This window comes from Psychrobacter sp. SC65A.3 (assembly GCF_025642195.1).
Taxonomy (GTDB): Bacteria; Pseudomonadota; Gammaproteobacteria; order Pseudomonadales; family Moraxellaceae; genus Psychrobacter; species Psychrobacter cryohalolentis.
This window is the reverse complement of the sequence record NZ_CP106752.1, coordinates 1,350,716-1,368,378: the sequence shown is the minus strand read 5'-3', so window position 1 is coordinate 1,368,378 and position 17,663 is coordinate 1,350,716. Positions and strand designations below refer to the sequence as shown.

Below are 17,663 nucleotides of genomic sequence, written 5' to 3'. Positions count from 1 at the left end.
GGGCTTTTTTATGATTGCAACAGAGCAAAATTCTCCAATCCTTGCTAGAATAATGACTGTCTTTTTATTCACCACTAAGCCTCATTATGCCTGTATCTGCTGTTACCCCTCTTACTATCCTGCACACTTCTGACTGGCATTTGGGACGCAGGCTTTATGGACGTCTGCGCTATGATGAATTTGCCGCCTTTTTAAATTGGCTACAAGACACTATTAGTGCGCAGCAAGTGGATGTACTTATTGTCGCTGGTGATATCTTTGATACCATGACCCCGAGTAATAAAGCCCAAGCGCTGTATTATGAGTTTTTAGGCAAGGTTTCAAAGTCATGCTGTCAACATATTGTCATCGTCGCTGGCAACCATGACTCACCTACTTTTTTAGATGCTCCAAGCAATGTACTTAAGTTTTTAAACGTCCATGTCATTGGTACGGCTTGTGATGACGTAAATGACGAAGTGATGGTGTTGGATGATGCAGCCGGTACACCGTATTGTATCATCGCTGCTGTCCCTTATCTGCGTGACCGCGACGTGCGTAGCAGTAGTGCTGGCGAGTCAGCTCAAAGCAAAGACGCCAATGTCATCGCTGGCATCTGCGCGCACTATGATGAAGTCGCAAAGATTGCCAACGCCAAACAAGCTGAATTATTAAAATCGCATAAGCGCCATATCCCTATTATTGCCACAGGGCATCTGTTTGCTGCCGGCGGCACCACTACTGATGATGATGGTGTTCGTGAGCTATATGTTGGCTCGCTTGGTAAAGTCTCCGCTGATATGTTCAGTGAAAGCTTTGATTACGTGGCGCTTGGGCATTTACATGTGCCTCAGCGCGTCGGTGGGCGTGAAACCATTCGATATTCAGGATCACCTATTGCAATGGGATTTGGTGAGGCGCGCCAGCAAAAGCAAGTATTGCTCATACAGTTTGGCACGGTGCTAAAAAACAAAGAGCTAACACTGGAAAATGCCTCTGAGAGCAGCACTCATCAGCTGAACAACACCCTTATTAACACTGATAAGACCGTAGAAAAAACCGCTAAAAAAGCAGTCAATCAGGCGGCAAGTTTTATGGATGACCTATTTGCTGATGTCGAGTCTCTAGAAAGTGATCAGCATAGTGAAACGAGTATTGAAGAACCCTCTGAACAAACAGAAGTTATTCTAAGCACTCCTTTCACTTTACCCGCCACGCCACTGCATCATGATACCGCCCGTCAGATGCAAGTTACCTCACTCCCTATTCCAAAGTTCCAAAACTTGGCGCAAGTATCAGGTGATTTGGAGACTATTAATCAAAAAGTTGATAAGGTTATTGAAGCTCTGTCTGATACAGAATCGGTCTGGTTAGAGATTATTTACACTGGTGATGAGGTGATTAGCGAATTGCGTGAAAGTATTCAAGCGATGGTAGAAGGCTTACCGTGTGAGGTATTAAAAATAAAAAATACGCGCACTTATAACAAAGTCCTTAATCAGCAACAAATCTCTGAGACGTTACAAGACTTAAATGAGCAAGAAGTATTTGAGCGTTGTTTAGCCACTCATAACATCCCTGACGAGCAAAGATTGACCTTGCGAGAGGCTTATGAGCAAATCGTTTATGATCTGCACCATGCAGATACTCAAGCTGAATAACATATAAAACTCATCAGCCTGATACAACGAACAGTAAATTATCACCACTATCTATAAAAATAAGACCATGCCATGCGCCTAATTGAACTCAGACTTAAAAACCTCAACTCCTTAAAAGGCGAATGGCACATTGATTTTAGTGACGCCGCTTTTCTTAACGAAGGTATCTTTGCCATTACTGGGCAAACAGGCGCTGGCAAGACCACTATTTTGGATGCTATTTGTTTGGCGCTCTACAGTCAAACACCACGACTCGGTGATATTACTGGCTCTACCAATGAGATCATGACCCAAGGTACAGGAGAGTGCTCGGCTGAAGTTATTATCGAGATTGACGCTAAACGATATCAGTGTTCATGGTACCAACATCGTGCCCACAAAAAAGCCAAAGGCAACTTATTACCGATTAAGCACGAGATTAGCGAGGTCAAATCTGGCAAGATTTTAGAAGAGAAAAAATCTAAGACCTCTGCGTATATTCAGGATCTTATTGGTATGGATTTTAGCCAATTTACCCGCTCCATCATGCTGGCACAAGGCAGTTTTTCCGCCTTTTTAAAATCTGATATCGGTGATAGAGCGGCGATTTTAGAGAAGATAACAGGTACCGCTATCTATGCCAAAATCTCACTCAATGTTCATGAGAAAAAACGCTTGGAAGAAGATGTGCTCAGTAAGTTGCAGGCAGGCGTTGATGGCTTGTCTTTACTAAGTGTTGAAAACGAAAACCTATTGGAAGCCGATCTAAAAGTATTGAATCAGCAGCAGAGCACGCAGCGACAAACCTTTAAGACATTAAGTGAGCAGCTGCAATGGCTAAATAACATACAACAGCTACAAAGTAACCTGTCTGTTTATCAGAGCGAGTTTGCAAGCGCCCAGCAAGCGCAGCAAGCTTTTATTCCAGAAGCTAAGCGTTTAAGTATTGCAAACAAGGCATTAGAGATTGATAGCCAGTTTCGTGAGCTTAGCTATCGCCGTGATACGGTCCAGAAGCTAGATGTTGAGCAACAGAGTTTGCTAAATCAAATCCCTGCCCAGCAAGAATCGCTGACGCAAGCTGCTCGCCATTTAGACAATGCCAATATGCTAGAAAAGCAAGCATCAGAAAACCTTCAAATAAATTTGCCCCTCATCGCACAGGTACGCGAATTAGACAGCGATATAAGGCAGCAGTCTCAATCCTTAGTGGAATACAACCAGCACAAGGAATTATTGGCAGGCAATGTACAGATATTAAGCCAAACCATCCAAAGTCATCAGCAAACTGCCAATCGCACCAAAACTCAGCTAAATAATATTGACGAGTACTTTAGCGACCACCCAGAGATGAGCGACCTTGATACCGATATGACAATCTTTGATAGCAACTGTCAACGATTAAGAGCACTACTAGAGGACAACTCTGAGCTTTCAGCCACTAGGATGGGTCAACATAGCCATGCCCGCCAGCTACAAGCTGATGTTGAGATATTATCCAAACAGCAAGATACTGATATTTTATTGATAGCGAAGCGGCGCGAGCAACTGCTAAAGCTACAACAGCAGCAAGCAATCATCATTCAAAAGCAGCCCCTTGCCAGTATGCGTAGTGAGCAAGAGCAAATTGATCCAATCCTCATACAAATTGAGCAGGTGAGCTTTAAGATTACACAGCGGTCTGAGCTGATCAGTCAAATCCATAAAATCAATCTCACGCTACCGGTATTGAAGCAAGAGCTAATGGTCTTAGAAGATTTAGTTGCCACTCATCGCGCCGACATTCAGAGCACTAAGCTTAAAAAACAAGACAAACAGACGCACCTTCATTTACTGCAAAAAGTTGCAAGGCTTGAAGATTACATCGTGGAGCTCAAAGACGGTACACCCTGCCCACTGTGTGGCGCGCATGAGCACCCTTATGGTAAGCATCATCCGCTATTAGATAGCCAACTTGACAATAAACAAGCGTTGCCACTAACACAGCAGACCCAGCAGAAAATAGCTGAGCTTGAGATACTCATTGAGCGTCTCGGACAAGCGTTATCTAAACATCATATCGACCATGCTACTAAAAATGAAACCATTAGCAACCAACAGCAGCAGTTAGCTCCGTTACAGCAGCAGTGTAAGATGTTGAGCAACGACATTCAAGATAGTCTACTTTCACTTTTTAACGCCAATAAAAATTATTCCAAAGCGATTGCAGGGATTGTCCATCCGCTTTATCAACTGAGTGAGGATATCAATGCGATTGATAGTGACGTTGAACGCACATTACCTTTACTAAACAGCGTCAAACAAAAGCTACTCGAGCAAAAGCAGTCTCTTAAAGACTTATTGTTTCAATATGATGATCTAACGGCAAGCATGTCAACGCTAAGTATTGCTATAGAAAGTGATGAAAAGCAGCATCAGGTATTGATGAGCAAGATCAATAACCTAACGATGGATACCAAGCTACACTCGCAGAAAATAGAGACCATTGAAGATAAAATAGCCACCAACTTTTCGGCATTAACCCCTATTACCAGCAGTATTCTAACTTTGGCAGATAAGTATCCGGCGGATAACTACGCAGAATATTTAAGTATTGATTTTAAAAAAGCAGACATTCAAAGCGCACTTAAGCAATTGGATGCTAGCACTGATGACAAAACCGTACTAGATAGCAGTAACTATGAGCGTCATATTGACAGATTACGTCAACAGCGCAGCATGCTAAATCAGCTGAAAAATTATTTTACTAAACAGAAAAACAGCCAGCAACAGCTAACCAATACATTAAGTACAGTGAGCGCTCAAATTGACACTAAGCAAGCACAGCTTTGCACGGATGAAAGCGCTCTAAAGAATCTCGAACACTTGATAGTGGAAAAAAATATAGATCTTGAGCTGCTCAGGAGCAAAAGAACAGAGCTTTTTTCAGATAAAAACCCAGAGTCAGAAGACACTCTACTGCGCCGCACAGTGGATGACGCAAAAGCCAAACAAGCAAATGCTCAAAGACAACTAGACAGCACGCAGCAAGTATTAGAGCAATTGCAAAACAGGCAACGACAGCTATTGGCAGAATTGCAGTCTGCTATGACAGCCCTTAATACCCAACAAGAGGTATTTATGGAGCATCTAGCAGCGGCGCAGTTTGTGGATGAAGATGCTTTTATCCATGCGCGCTTGCCTAAAGAAGAGCGTGATGCTTTACATACTCGTAAGCTTACGATTGATAGCGCCTTGCAGCAGGCAAAGTCACAGTTAGATAGCACCCAACAATCATTAGAGCAGAACCTATCTCTTGCTATGACGGATATCAGCCAAGAAACGATTGCCGCCCAACATCAGCACATTCAGATGGAGATTGATCAGCTCAGTCAACAGATTGGTGCTATTGTTCAAAAGCTCAAAGACAATGAGAACCAAAAAGGTCAACAAGCAACGCAGCTTATAGCTATTAATGCGCAAAAAGAAAAATTACAAGTTTGGCAGCAGCTGCATACTTTAATTGGTTCAGCCGATGGTAAGAAATATCGCACCTTTGCTCAAGGCTTAACTTTTGAAGTTATGATTAGCCATGCCAATAGCCAACTACAAAAGATGAGTGACCGCTATTTGCTGATTCATGATGACAGCAATCCGCTTGAGCTTAATGTCATTGATAACTATCAAGGCGGCGATATTCGCAGCACCAAAAACTTATCTGGTGGTGAAGGCTTCATTATCAGTCTCGCGCTCGCTCTTGGACTATCGCAAATGGCTAGCCACAATATCCGTGTGGATTCGCTATTTTTGGATGAAGGTTTTGGCACGCTTGATGAAGAGTCGTTAGATATTGCTCTAGATACCTTGACAGGCTTGCAACAAGAAGGGAAATTGATTGGTATTATCTCTCACGTACAGGCGTTAAAAGATCGCATTTTGACCCAAATAAAGGTCGAAAAAATATCGGGCGGCTTTAGTCAAATCAGTGGTCAAGGATGTCGGCGCGTTATGAATGACAAAGCATGATAAGTTAGCAGGATTGATAACGACATATGATAAAGAAGTACCTTTAAAGGCATTTATTAAATGATACTGGCACGGCTATTTGGCATAAAAACATAAAAAAACCACCGTTAACGAATAACGGTGGTTTTTTATAATCAAACTATCTATTTACTTACTCGATTCGCTATTTGGTCACTAAACCACTTAACTCACTCATCAAGACGGATAACGTTGAGAGGCTGATTTGGCTATCATTATTGCTATCAAGTTTATCCATCTCAGCAGTAACGCCGGCAAGCTGGCTAGCATGACGCGATTTCCAATCACTGAAGGCTTGAATGGCATCAGGTTGAGTCAATAACGTCTCCATCAGCATACGTAAGCTGCGCGATACATCATTGGCAAGCGCATGACGGGCACGGCGATCCCAGTGGTCTTGCTGCGGCAAGATAGCAATATTATCCATCATCCAATCAAGCTGCAAAACGTGATAGGCCTCAAAGTATAAAGTGGCAATCTCATCAACCGGACGTTCGTACTGCTCTGCTAAGAGGGCAGCATCAAGGGCATCAACATGGTATGGCAACATTGCAAACATCGATGCATCATTGATAGAAAGACCATCTTCTATCAAGCTTGTGGTATCGGCTTGCAAGTATTGTGAAAATTGCTGCTCAATAAATCCGCCTGATTTGGTTAGCTTTTCGACACTGTCTTCAAAACGGCTAATCATATCGGCCACTTGCAAATCTTGTCCAAAGGCATTGATAAACCAGACTACTCCGTTTTCGAGTGCATCGCGCAGACGCAGTTCAAGCTCAAGCAGCAAAGTGGCATCGACTTGATTGTCAAGTGCTTCAAGTAGCTCCCATGCTTTTGAGACATGGAACACATCACGCGCAATGGCATAGCCGCGCACGATAGTGGCAAGCGTTTGTCCTGTTTCTTCATGCAGACGGAATAATGCTTCGATACCCAGACGGTTGACCACACTATTGGTCATATACGTACTGATGATTTCACGGTGTAAACGGTGCTCAGTCATCTCATCAAAGAATTTTGATGCCAGCTCATCGGGGAAATACTTGCGTAATTCATTAACGAAATACGGCGCATCCGGTAAATCTGAGAGCAGTAAGTTGTCATAAACCCACATTTTTCCGTAAGCCATCACAACGGCTAGCTCAGGATTGGTCAGACCTGTGCCAGATTTTTGGCGTTTAGCAATCTCTTCATCTGATGGCAGATACTCAATCGCTCGATCAAGACGCCCTTCTGCTTCTAACATCTGAATAAAGCGCTGATGATCGCTTAAGTTTGCCGCTGCTCGGATTTGACTCAGCTCAATTGCTTGCGGTTGCAGATAGTTTTGACGCAGCACCAATTCGCTAATGGTCTCGGTCATGCTTTCAAGAAGCTCATTGCGCTGCTTCAACGTCATATCACCTTGCTCAACCACTTTGCCAAGTAAGATTTTGATATTGACTTCATGATCTGAGCAGTTGACGCCGCCTGAGTTATCGATAGCATCAGTATAAATGCGTCCACCAGTTTGGGCATACTCGATACGACCTCGCTGCGTGAGGCCTAGGTTACCACCTTCACCGACGATAGCCGCACGTAATTCGCCACCGTTGACACGTACGGCATCATTGGCACGATCACCTACGTCAGCATGACTCTCCTCACTACTTTTCACATAAGTACCGATACCACCGTTCCAGATGAGGTCAACCGGTGATTTTAGCAATGCACTGATAAAATCATTGGGCGCTAAGCTGTCCTCAGAGATATCAAAAACCGCTTTCATTTCAGGGCTGATAGCAATGGTCTTGTCTTGACGTGAGAAGATACCACCGCCTTGGCTAATGAGAGACTGGTTATAATCTTCCCACGATGAGCGAGGTAAGTTAAATAAGCGCTCGCGTTCTGCAAAAGACGCTGCTGTATCTGGATTTGGGTCAATGAAAATATGCAGATGGTTAAAGGCAGCAACCAGTTTGGTATGAGTTGATCTGAGCATACCGTTACCAAAAACATCACCGCTCATATCACCAATGCCCACGACGGTAAAGTCATCACGATTTTGGATGTCCATGCCGCGCATACGGAAGTGGCGCTTGACCGATTCCCAACCACCGCGGGCGGTAATGCCCATCGCTTTGTGGTCATAACCAACCGATCCACCAGAAGCAAAGGCATCATCTAGCCAAAAGTTATATTCAGCAGATAAGGCATTAGCGATATCAGAAAAGGTTGCCGTACCTTTATCGGCAGCGACCACCAAATACGGATCATCTTCATCATGACGTACGGTATTGGCTGGCGGGACAATCGCACCATCGACGATATTGTCGGTCACATCAAGCATACCGCGAAGGAATGTCTGATAGCAGGCAATACCTTCAGCTTGGAACACATCACGACCATCCGCCATGGTTTTGGTCTTAACGATAAAACCGCCTTTTGAGCCAACCGGTACGATAACGGCGTTTTTGACCATTTGTGCTTTAACGAGTCCAAGTACTTCAGTACGGAAATCTTCCATACGATCAGACCAACGCAGCCCGCCGCGAGCGACTTTACCGCCACGCAAATGCACTGCTTCAACGCGTGGTGAATAGACAAATATCTCAAACATTGGTTTAGGCTTGGGTAGATTTGGAATATCTGCTGCCAAAAACTTAAAGGACAAACGATCTTTACGCTGCCCATTCGCCTCTCTTTGATAAAAGTTGGTACGGACCATGGCGTTAATTAAATCCAAGTACCAGCGGAAGATACGGTCTTCATCCAAGCTACTGACACCTGCTAATGCGGTGGTAATCTGTGCTCGAATCTGGCTGGTTTTGCTGGCACGTTCCTCTTCACTATAGTTAGGATTCATTCTTGCATCAAATAAACTGCCTAATGCGACACTGATGTCACTGTTTTTGACCATAGTTTGCTGAATATAGACATTTGAGAACGGTGCTTTCGCTTGCATCATATAGCGTGACAAGGCGCGCAGTACCACCACATCATAAGTATCTAACTTGGTGGTCAATACCAATTCGTTAAGCGAATCACTCTCCACCTGTCCTGCCCAAATTTGCTTTAAGCTGTCCTCAAATTGTGCACGCACCACTTGCATATCAATGGTATCAACGTGCTCTAAGACCAGCTCATACTCCTGCATCCAAATAGGTTGCTCAGGTAAATCAAACTCATAGGTCTGCGCTGAGATAACTGATACCCCGAAGTTCTCTAGTACGGGTAAGACTTTAGATAAGATAACTGCTTTTTGACGACCATATAGCTTTAAGTGCAACTGATTGCTTGCGTCACCTGTCGATTGATACAAGTGCCAAATCATCGGCTGCTCATCGCTAAGTCCAGCCAAACGCTTGGTATCTTCAACGGCAGTACGTGCATCGAATCGCTCTTGGTAAGCGGCAGGGATATAACTTAAAAATCTGCGCGTCAGAGCATTGGCATGCTGCTCACCGACATTATCCAGCAGCATTTTTTGATAATTATCACTCCACGACTGCATCAAAAAGGACAGCTTGGCTTGGAGCGCAGCGGTATCCACCTCATGCACTTGACCTGGCACTGTACGGACATGCACATGGACGCGGGCATGTTCAGATTCATTAAACTCCGTTGTAAAGCCTGAAGATGTACCACCATAAGCTTCTTTTAGGACGTTCTGTACCTTGATGCGAAGTTCGGTATTGAATTTATCACGCGGAATATAGACCAAGCAGGAAACAAAACGCTGGTAATGATCGATACGGCAAAATAAGCGCAGGCTTTTTTTGTCCTGTAGTTGGCTAATTCCTAGTACTGTCGGGTAAAGATCTTCAATGCTGGCTTGAAACAAGTCATCGCGCGGCAAGGTGTTAATGATATGCATCATTTTATGATACGCATGACCATCACGTGGTAGTTTTGCCATCGCCATGATTTTATTTGATTTTTCGCGTAATAATGGAATTTGTTGCACGCTTAGTTGATAAGCTTGTGCTGTAAAAAGACCAATAAAACGATGCTCACCGATGAGCTTGCCATTATCATCAAACTTATGAATGCCCAAAAAATCCATATAAACTGGGCGGTGTACTGGCGATACTCGGCTTGATTTTGACAATACCAATACTTGCGGCGCTGTTAGCAGTCTTTTTAGATTGCTTGGCAGCTCGTCAAAGCTTTTTGAAAGCTGGTCTTCACTACCGCCACGTAATAGCCCAAGCCCACTATTGCCAATAGAAAATAAATCCAAATCACTACGGTCGTCTTGGTTGGCTATATTGCCAACACTATTAACCTCGATTCTGTGCCCGTCTTCTAAGCGGTACTCTCGATATCCCAAAAAGATAAAGTGATCGTCCAAGACCCAATCTAAAAATGCTTGAATCTCTTGTTGAGAGTAAAATACTTCCGGCAGTGTTTTTGTAGCAAGTTCCGCTTTTATATCGGTTAGCTTGGCACGTATCTGCTGCCAGTCATCAACGACGACATCAAGTGTGTCTACTTTTGCCAGCAGCATCTGTTTTAATGCGGCCAATTCATCATTGTCTTGATAAGAGATTTCACAATGAATCAAAGACATGTGTGAGGTGCCACTTTCTTGAGCACTTTCAACTTTAGTGATCGCGCCATTTTCATCGCGTTCGACATTGACGATGATATGATAAGTACGATGCACATCGATGCCTTGCTCTTCAAGACTCATCAATAGCGTGTCGACCAAAAATGGTCGGTCATAGGCAACGATTTGGATAACGGTATGTGAGCTGTGAAAATGCTGCTCTTCTGCAATGGGATTTAATATGGCAAGCTGCGGATGGCTACGATCATAGGCTTTTAATAGCGTAAAATGATGCAGCGCCATCCCAGCCAAATCAGCATTACTGATGTCCTTTGCAGTCTCTTGATGCAATGGCTGATAGTAGCTATGAATAAAGTGGTCAAATAATGATTTGTCCGCTTGTACATAACTGGTGGCAATATCGCTTATCTGGCTGATCCGCTCTTTTGCGATATTTAGAGAGTTTGGCATATCCTTTGTCCTTGCGCTTTTTTATAAGCTTCTTATTTAGGTGTTATGTCTTATGTATTGTGAATAATTAAGTTTGAACTTATTGAACATTAGCAATCATGGTTTGTCTGACTCCCGCTATACGAACTATTTTGTGAGGTTTAACAGGTCTATGAGTAAATAATTTCACTCAAGGCTATCTCTCAGGTGGAATTGTAACGCACCTGCTGGCATAGCTAAAGCGTACAACATCATTTCATGAATCAGTAAGATGTCGATAACATTTACTAATGAGACGATTGTGATCTGATACGGCTGAATATAGACGGACAGGCGCATAGCTATGACACATAGTCATGACAAGGGTGGCGTTTTTTTGTTAGAATAGCGCAGAATATTGGACAGTATTTTGCTGGCTCGCTATTAACTCACTTATTATGAATTTTAATGCTAAGGGCAAGAGGTATGATGAATATTTTGGTGATTGGTTCAGGTGGTCGTGAACACGCACTAGCATGGCAGTGCGCAAAAGATAATAATGTAAAAAATATCTATATCGCGCCCGGTAATGCTGGAACCGCCCTTGAGCCCAAATGCCAAAACGTCACTTTGGAAGACGCCACTGATGCAGGCGAGCACAGCGCTGTTATCAAGTTTTGTCAGAATAACGCTATCGACATGGTCATCGTTGGTCCAGAAGCACCATTGGTAACAGGCATTGTCGATGCTTGTCGTGCTGCTGGCATCAAAGCTTGGGGTCCAACAGCGTATTGCGCGCAGTTAGAAGGCTCAAAGACTTTTGCCAAAGAATTCATGGAGCAAAACAATATCCCAACGGCAGCTTATCAGGGCTTTACCGACGCAGTAGCGGCAAAGGCTTATATAGATGAGCAAGGCACACCTATTGTCATTAAAGCCGATGGTCTTGCTGCTGGTAAAGGCGTCATTGTTGCTGAGACGATCGAACAGGCGCATGAAGCCATTGACGATATGTTGGCGGATAACAAGTTTGGCGATGCCGGTAGCCGCGTGGTGATTGAGCAGTTTTTGCAAGGCGAGGAAGCCAGCTTTATCTGTATGGTCGATGGTGAAAACATCTTACCCATGGCAACCAGCCAAGACCATAAGCGTGCCTTTGAAGGTGATGCGGGTCCAAACACAGGCGGAATGGGTGCATACTCTCCTGCGCCAGTTGTCACTCAAGAGGTTCATGATAAAGTCATGGCACAAGTGATTCAGCCTGTTGTAGATGCGATGAAAGCTGCCGGTCATCCTTATACCGGATTTTTATATGCTGGACTCATGATTGATGATGCGGGCGACCCGTATGTGATTGAGTTTAACTGCCGTTTTGGCGATCCGGAGACGCAGCCTATTTTGATGCGCCTGCAATCGTCGATGGTTGATTTGGTTGCACAAGGACTCGAAGGTAAATTACCGAGCGAAGCCAATTGGGATGAGCGCCCTGCCCTTGGTATTGTCATCGCCTCAAAAGGCTATCCTGAAACTTCATCGAAAGGTGATGTGATTGCAGGCTTGCCAGAATTAAATAGTGACAATCAAAATTCGGTAAAAGTCTTTCATGCGGGCACGGCTTTTTCTCATGAAAATGCTCCTAGCAATGAGAAAGAAGTGGTGACCAATGGCGGTCGCGTATTATGTGTGACTGCATTAGCAGATAGCATCTCAGATGCACAGCAAGCAGCATTAACGGTCACTGCTGCTATCAGTTTTGATGGTGCTCATTATCGCCGTGATATCGGTCATCATGCTATTGCTCGTGAAAACATTTAAATAGTAGTGATAAGTAGCACCTACCTATAGCGACTTTTGATAAATTCGACCTAGCGTGATGCTGGGTTGAATTTTTTGATGGGTTATAGTTTTTAAAGGCTGCTAAAACTAATAGGCAAAAAATGCTTAAGAATTTCAGCATGTAGCCTAAATTACAAAGTAAATAACGTCGCTTGGCTAAGCTGCAAAACCTGCCTTCTTTATATGATACAATTCTGTACACTCATAGCACATCTCCCTTGTATTGTAGGTACATCACCCACAAATCAATACCAACTCGATGAAATGACGATATCTATGGCAAACAATACCTCTAGGTCTTCTAATAATAAGCAGTCTATCGATAATTTAAAAACCTCGGGGTTTGATCGTCGTATGTCGATTGCCAAAACCTCATTGAACATCGGTCGACGTTGGGCAGGTAATAGCGTGTCTGGTATGTTTCTTAATAAAGAAGCACGTACAGCACGTAACCAGATTTTTATGGAAGAACAGGCGCATTATTTGGCAGAAGAGCTTGGTAAATTAAAAGGCTCTGTCGTGAAAATTGGTCAAATGCTGGCGATTTATGGTGAGCATATCTTGCCACCTGAGATTACCCGTGCCTTACAAACGCTTAATGATGATACAGCGACACTTGCATGGCCAAAAATCGAGCAGAATTTACAGGATTTATTGGGCAATAAGCTGCAGGATCTTCAGGTTGACCCTGTTCCTATTGGTACAGCATCCCTCGCCCAAGTTCATCGTGCAACCGTCATAGCCACGGGTGAGCAAGTGGTATTAAAGATTCAATATCCGGGTGTGGCTGATGCGATCAACTCTGATTTGGCTTTATTTAAGAGCCTATTAAAGGTGAGTAATATCGTTCCACAAACCCGTTCACTCGATGCATGGTTTGAAGAGATACGTGATTTATTACATCATGAAGTCGACTATGAGGCGGAAGCTGACACAACAGAGCGGTTCTATAACCGTTTGATTGACGATGCACGTTATGTTGTACCTAAAATTAACCGCCATTATTCGACCAAACGCTTACTTTGTATGTCTTATGAGCCGGGTATCAGTGTGGTTTCTGACGCATTGCAACTACTCCCTCTTGAGCGTCGAAACGCCATCGGTCAGGCGGCTATTGAAATCATGATACAAGAGATTTTCGTTTGGGGTGAGATGCAAACGGATCCAAACTTTGGTAATTACCTTGTCCGTGTCGCACGCGACGAAACTGAAATTGATAAACTGGTCTTATTAGATTTTGGCGCGATTCGGCAGTTCGATAATAACTTATTGACGATTGCTCATAATTTATTACGTGCCGGTTATTATCATGATCATCAATCTATGATGAGTGCCATGACTGGTTATGACTTTTTTGATACCATGAGTGATAAAGTACGTTCAGATATCGCCTCATTGTTTTTGTTGGCAACTGAACCTTTTAGTGATCCTGTGATAAACACGGATATGCCTGCTAATTGTCTAGATTACCAACAGCGCTATATTTGGGCTAACAGTAAGCTGCATACTCGCCTCTCAAATGATGCGACACAAGCGATGCAGTCTTTCGAGTTCAATCTACCACCTAAAGAGTTTATGTTTATCAGTCGGAAATTTATCGGTGCTTATACTTTTTTGACTGTGCTTGATGCTCGTACGGATTCTAATAATTTAGTAAAACCGTTTTTATAAACTTATTTCAACGTACCTACTCAACAGATTTTTGAACCGCCTTTTTAGGGGCGGTTTTATTTATTATGATTTTATTTGCTTAGGCTATTTTACAGTTTTAACTTAACCTTAGCGCTTGATAGGAAATGTAATTCTTTTATTTTTTGCTTAGGCTATTATCTTAAACACTTACATCAGCTATCATCCACTTATCGAATCTGGTTTGATAACCTTCAGGCTTCTTCATGCTTAACTCCCAACAGGTTTCTTGCCGTGCTAAGTATTTAACTTCAAAATGTGTACGCTGACTGCTGCTTGCAACCTGACTACGCGTATTGGGCAAACACCATACCTCATTTGCTTGATGCTCGGCATTGTCCATATATGTTTCGATGTTGGTTGCCAATATTATCTCCCCGTCTACCTGTAAGCGTGACAGTAAAAACTCAAAAAACGGCATATTAAGCCATTGTTGATTGGGATTGTGCTGCTCAGGATTGGGATATAAGATATAGATACTATCGATACTGTTTGGCGCAATTGCATGTACGATCCATGCAATTGCATCAGCATGAATAGCGGTCAAATTGGCAGAATTCTGCTGCGCTACCAATTTTTCAAATGCCTCAAACTTATTGCGAGTACGCTCAATCGCAATCAGATGCTTATCAGGATTTTGCATGGCAAAGCTTAAGGCATGCTTGCCCTTCCCTGCGCCAATCTCCAAAACGAGTGATGATTTAGGTTTAAGTGCTGCATCTGGCATCACAAAATCACGTGGTGCTGAGAGTCGTTGAGGTTGAAATGCCCGCTCTTGCTGATGTGAAAGCTCAAGGTTGTCAGTCATTTGCTGTCCTTAAAGTATTTGTCATTTGTCATTATTCGGCTGCATGCTATTATATAGTCAATGCAACCCAATAGTAATATCACGATATCGATTACTCATCGACAGATAGCTTTCTCAATCAGATTAATAGAGCAATGATTTTAAAATCAATTACTGCTTACTTTTTGAGGATACTTTGTTGATAAAACCAAGGATCTCTCTACTTTTATTATGACCGAATCTACTTCTAACGCCAGCCCTTCACCTAAAACGTATCCTTGTCCAGAATGCGATAAGCAAACCACATGGCAAGATAATAAATATAAGCCATTTTGTAGTCATCACTGTAAGCTGATCGATCTTGGCGCATGGGCAAACGAAGACTATACATTGCCTGCTGAGTCCACGCCGTTTTCTGATGAGCTATAGTATTAAGCCCTTTACCCTCTTACTTTTATCACTTTATGATTCCAAGGATGCTGTACATGTCTGCTACTTACCTGATGCCCACTTATCTTCGTCAACCTATCAGTTTTACCCGCGGCTCAGGAAGCTGGCTCTATACTCAAGATGAGACGCCTTATCTAGACGCATTGACTGGTATCGCGGTATGTGGTTTAGGACATTGCCATCCACAAGTAACCGAAGCTATTCAACAGCAGGCAGCAACATTGGTTCATACCAGTAATTTATTTGGTATAGACTGGCAAGAACGTGCTGGTGAAGCATTATGTAATGCCGCGCAAATGGACAGTGTTTTTTTTGCCAATAGTGGCGCTGAAGCAAATGAAGCAGCACTAAAATTGGCGCGTCTATACGCGTATCAGCAAGGATTTAAGCGTCCAAAAGTCATTGTGATGGAGCAATCTTTCCATGGTCGTACCTTATTATCATTATCAGCAACTGCCAACCCCAAAGCGCGCGAAGGCTTTTACACTTTAGATAATGATTTTATTCGTGTACCATTTGGGGATATTGCCGCCATTGAACAAGCAGTTCATGACTATGAGGATATTTGCGCGGTATTCGTAGAGCCTATTCAAGGTGAAGGTGGTCTTAATACGGCAGCTAACGGCTTTACTTACCTTGAGCAGATACAAGCCGTATGCGATACACATAATTGGCTGTTCATGCTCGATGAAGTGCAAACCGGCAATGGACGAACAGGTAAGTATTTTGCTTATCAGCATAGCAGCGCACGCCCTGATGTATTAACGACGGCTAAAGGCTTAGGTAATGGCTTCCCTGTCGGTGCCTGTATGGTACGTGGTCGCGCCAATGGCTTATTTGGAGCTGGTAGTCATGGCTCAACCTATGGCGGCACACCGTTAGCCAGTCGTGTGGTACATAGCGTATATGACGTATTGGCGAACAGTGATATCATGCAAAACGCCGTCAACGAGGGACAGTTTATTCGTGATAGCATGGTTGATGCATTTGGACAATATGGCGTCAGCAGTCGCGGCGCTGGGATGATGATTGGCATTGCCCTGCCTGAAGACATGGACTGTAGCAAGCTTGTCGATCGTGCTCGTGATGAGCAGAAACTTATCATCAATATCACAGGCGGTCATGTGATTCGTTTGCTACCACCACTTAATATGAGCCGTGATGCAAGCTCACAAGTGGTTGAACGCTTGGTTAATTTACTAAAACCCTCGTTTTAAACGTCTGTTTAACCAAAACATAAAAAGCCTATAGATAATTTGTCTATAGGCTTTTTTCATTATTAATCAATCAGCTTTATTATCATTTAAATAAACTAAACCTTAGTTTGCATGAAAGTATTTTTTTAATACCTCTAAGCAGCGCGTGATTTTTGCAGGCTGTTGCTCACGGTTTAAGGTTACAGCATATAGTACAAAACTTGGCATCTGGTAGCCGGTCAAAACTTCGACCAAGTTGCCCGATTCTAGCTCTTTTTTGACATCCATTTCCATCATTCTAAGAATACCATGACCTTCTTTGGCGATGGTCATTGCCATAAAGACATTATTGGTATGGATACGCGACGTCATTTTGATACGTGTTTTTTTACCAGTCTCAGTCTGAGTAAGCTCAACATTATTTGTATCCTTCATGATATCAATACAGATAAGATGATGATCTGCCAAATCTTTCGGCGTTTCGATTTTCTTATGCTGACGTAAATATTGTGGTGAAGCGACCAACATTTGACGCACATCAGATAACGGATGATTGCTAACAGTTGAGTCGTTGATATTGGGGCTCATACGTATCGCAATATCGATTCGCTCATCAATCATATCAATATAATTATTATCTGCAAAATAGGTGATACTAAGATCATCGTGCGCTGACATCCAAGTCGATAGTGCTGGCAAAATATGATTGACACCAAGCTCTGGCGTTGTTGCAATACGCAAACTACCTGCCAATTCATCACGTAATTGATTGACTTTAATTCGACCTTGCTCTGCCGCACTTACCACATCTTTTGCCGCTTCATAAAAGCTAGCACCCGCTTCTGTTAAGCTGAGCTTACGGGTTGAGCGATGTAATAACACCACACCAAGCTCGTTCTCTAAAGAACGTATTTGCTGACTGACGGCGCTGGTGGTGATACCAAGCTCACGGGCTGAACCACTAAAGGAGCCGTGTCCGACCACACTAGCAAACACAGCCATACCACGTAAATTATCTAACATATTCTCATCCAAGCTGCTTTTTAGTTGTTAATATAACTTAACCATTATAGCGGATAATGATAAATCTTACAGTTTTT

At 43.2% G+C, this 17,663-nt stretch carries 9 protein-coding genes; 6 read left to right on the top strand and 3 right to left on the bottom strand.

Annotated elements, in window-relative coordinates:
* Window positions 1-86: 86 nt before the first annotated feature.
* Window positions 87-1,640 carry an exonuclease SbcCD subunit D C-terminal domain-containing protein gene (locus OEG80_RS05880; RefSeq protein ID WP_263242293.1) on the top strand — a complete coding sequence of 518 codons (1,554 nt, stop codon included), beginning with the start codon at window positions 87-89 and terminating at the stop codon, window positions 1,638-1,640.
* A 72-nt stretch (window positions 1,641-1,712) separates the two neighbouring features.
* On the top strand, window positions 1,713-5,624 hold the full coding sequence (locus tag OEG80_RS05875) for an AAA family ATPase (protein WP_263242290.1): 3,912 nt from the start codon (window positions 1,713-1,715) through the stop codon (window positions 5,622-5,624).
* 163 nt (window positions 5,625-5,787) lie between these two features.
* Here the strand turns inward: OEG80_RS05875 and OEG80_RS05870 are convergent, their stop codons facing one another.
* The gene (locus OEG80_RS05870) at window positions 5,788-10,647 is read right to left on the bottom strand and encodes an NAD-glutamate dehydrogenase (RefSeq protein ID WP_263242289.1); all 4,860 of its coding nucleotides are present in this window, start codon (window positions 10,645-10,647) and stop codon (window positions 5,788-5,790) included.
* Window positions 10,648-11,094: 447 nt separating this feature from the next.
* On the opposite strand from OEG80_RS05870, the gene purD reads away from it, so the two are divergent.
* The gene (purD, locus tag OEG80_RS05865) at window positions 11,095-12,420 is read left to right on the top strand and encodes a phosphoribosylamine--glycine ligase (protein ID WP_263242475.1); all 1,326 of its coding nucleotides are present in this window, start codon (window positions 11,095-11,097) and stop codon (window positions 12,418-12,420) included.
* 297 nt (window positions 12,421-12,717) lie between these two features.
* Window positions 12,718-14,112, top strand: coding sequence for an ABC1 kinase family protein (locus tag OEG80_RS05860; protein ID WP_263242288.1), 1,395 nt, complete (start codon window positions 12,718-12,720; stop codon window positions 14,110-14,112).
* 160 nt (window positions 14,113-14,272) lie between these two features.
* On the opposite strand, the gene OEG80_RS05855 is transcribed toward OEG80_RS05860, so the two are convergent.
* Window positions 14,273-14,938, bottom strand: coding sequence for a DUF938 domain-containing protein (locus OEG80_RS05855; RefSeq protein ID WP_263242287.1), 666 nt, complete (start codon window positions 14,936-14,938; stop codon window positions 14,273-14,275).
* 210 nt (window positions 14,939-15,148) lie between these two features.
* Here OEG80_RS05855 and OEG80_RS05850 point away from each other — a divergent pair, with 210 nt between their 5' ends.
* On the top strand, window positions 15,149-15,346 hold the full coding sequence (locus OEG80_RS05850; RefSeq protein ID WP_263242286.1) for a DNA gyrase inhibitor YacG: 198 nt from the start codon (window positions 15,149-15,151) through the stop codon (window positions 15,344-15,346).
* Window positions 15,347-15,402: 56 nt separating this feature from the next.
* Window positions 15,403-16,584 carry an aspartate aminotransferase family protein gene (locus tag OEG80_RS05845; RefSeq protein WP_020443573.1) on the top strand — a complete coding sequence of 394 codons (1,182 nt, stop codon included), beginning with the start codon at window positions 15,403-15,405 and terminating at the stop codon, window positions 16,582-16,584.
* A gap of 102 nt (window positions 16,585-16,686) precedes the next feature.
* On the opposite strand, the gene OEG80_RS05840 is transcribed toward OEG80_RS05845, so the two are convergent.
* Window positions 16,687-17,586: a LysR family transcriptional regulator gene (locus tag OEG80_RS05840; protein WP_011513737.1), complete on the bottom strand. Its 900-nt coding sequence runs from the start codon at window positions 17,584-17,586 to the stop codon at window positions 16,687-16,689.
* Window positions 17,587-17,663 lie beyond the last annotated feature (77 nt).

Coding starts and splice junctions, on each gene's coding strand:
- OEG80_RS05870 (WP_263242289.1), bottom strand. CDS start 10,647: ATGCCAAACTCTCTAAATATCGCAAAAGAGCGGATCAGCCAGATAAGC.
- OEG80_RS05840 (WP_011513737.1), bottom strand. CDS start 17,586: ATGTTAGATAATTTACGTGGTATGGCTGTGTTTGCTAGTGTGGTCGGA.
- OEG80_RS05850 (WP_263242286.1), top strand. CDS start 15,149: ATGACCGAATCTACTTCTAACGCCAGCCCTTCACCTAAAACGTATCCT.
- OEG80_RS05855 (WP_263242287.1), bottom strand. CDS start 14,938: ATGACTGACAACCTTGAGCTTTCACATCAGCAAGAGCGGGCATTTCAA.
- OEG80_RS05845 (WP_020443573.1), top strand. CDS start 15,403: ATGTCTGCTACTTACCTGATGCCCACTTATCTTCGTCAACCTATCAGT.
- OEG80_RS05875 (WP_263242290.1), top strand. CDS start 1,713: ATGCGCCTAATTGAACTCAGACTTAAAAACCTCAACTCCTTAAAAGGC.
- OEG80_RS05860 (WP_263242288.1), top strand. CDS start 12,718: ATGGCAAACAATACCTCTAGGTCTTCTAATAATAAGCAGTCTATCGAT.
- purD (WP_263242475.1), top strand. CDS start 11,095: ATGAATATTTTGGTGATTGGTTCAGGTGGTCGTGAACACGCACTAGCA.
- OEG80_RS05880 (WP_263242293.1), top strand. CDS start 87: ATGCCTGTATCTGCTGTTACCCCTCTTACTATCCTGCACACTTCTGAC.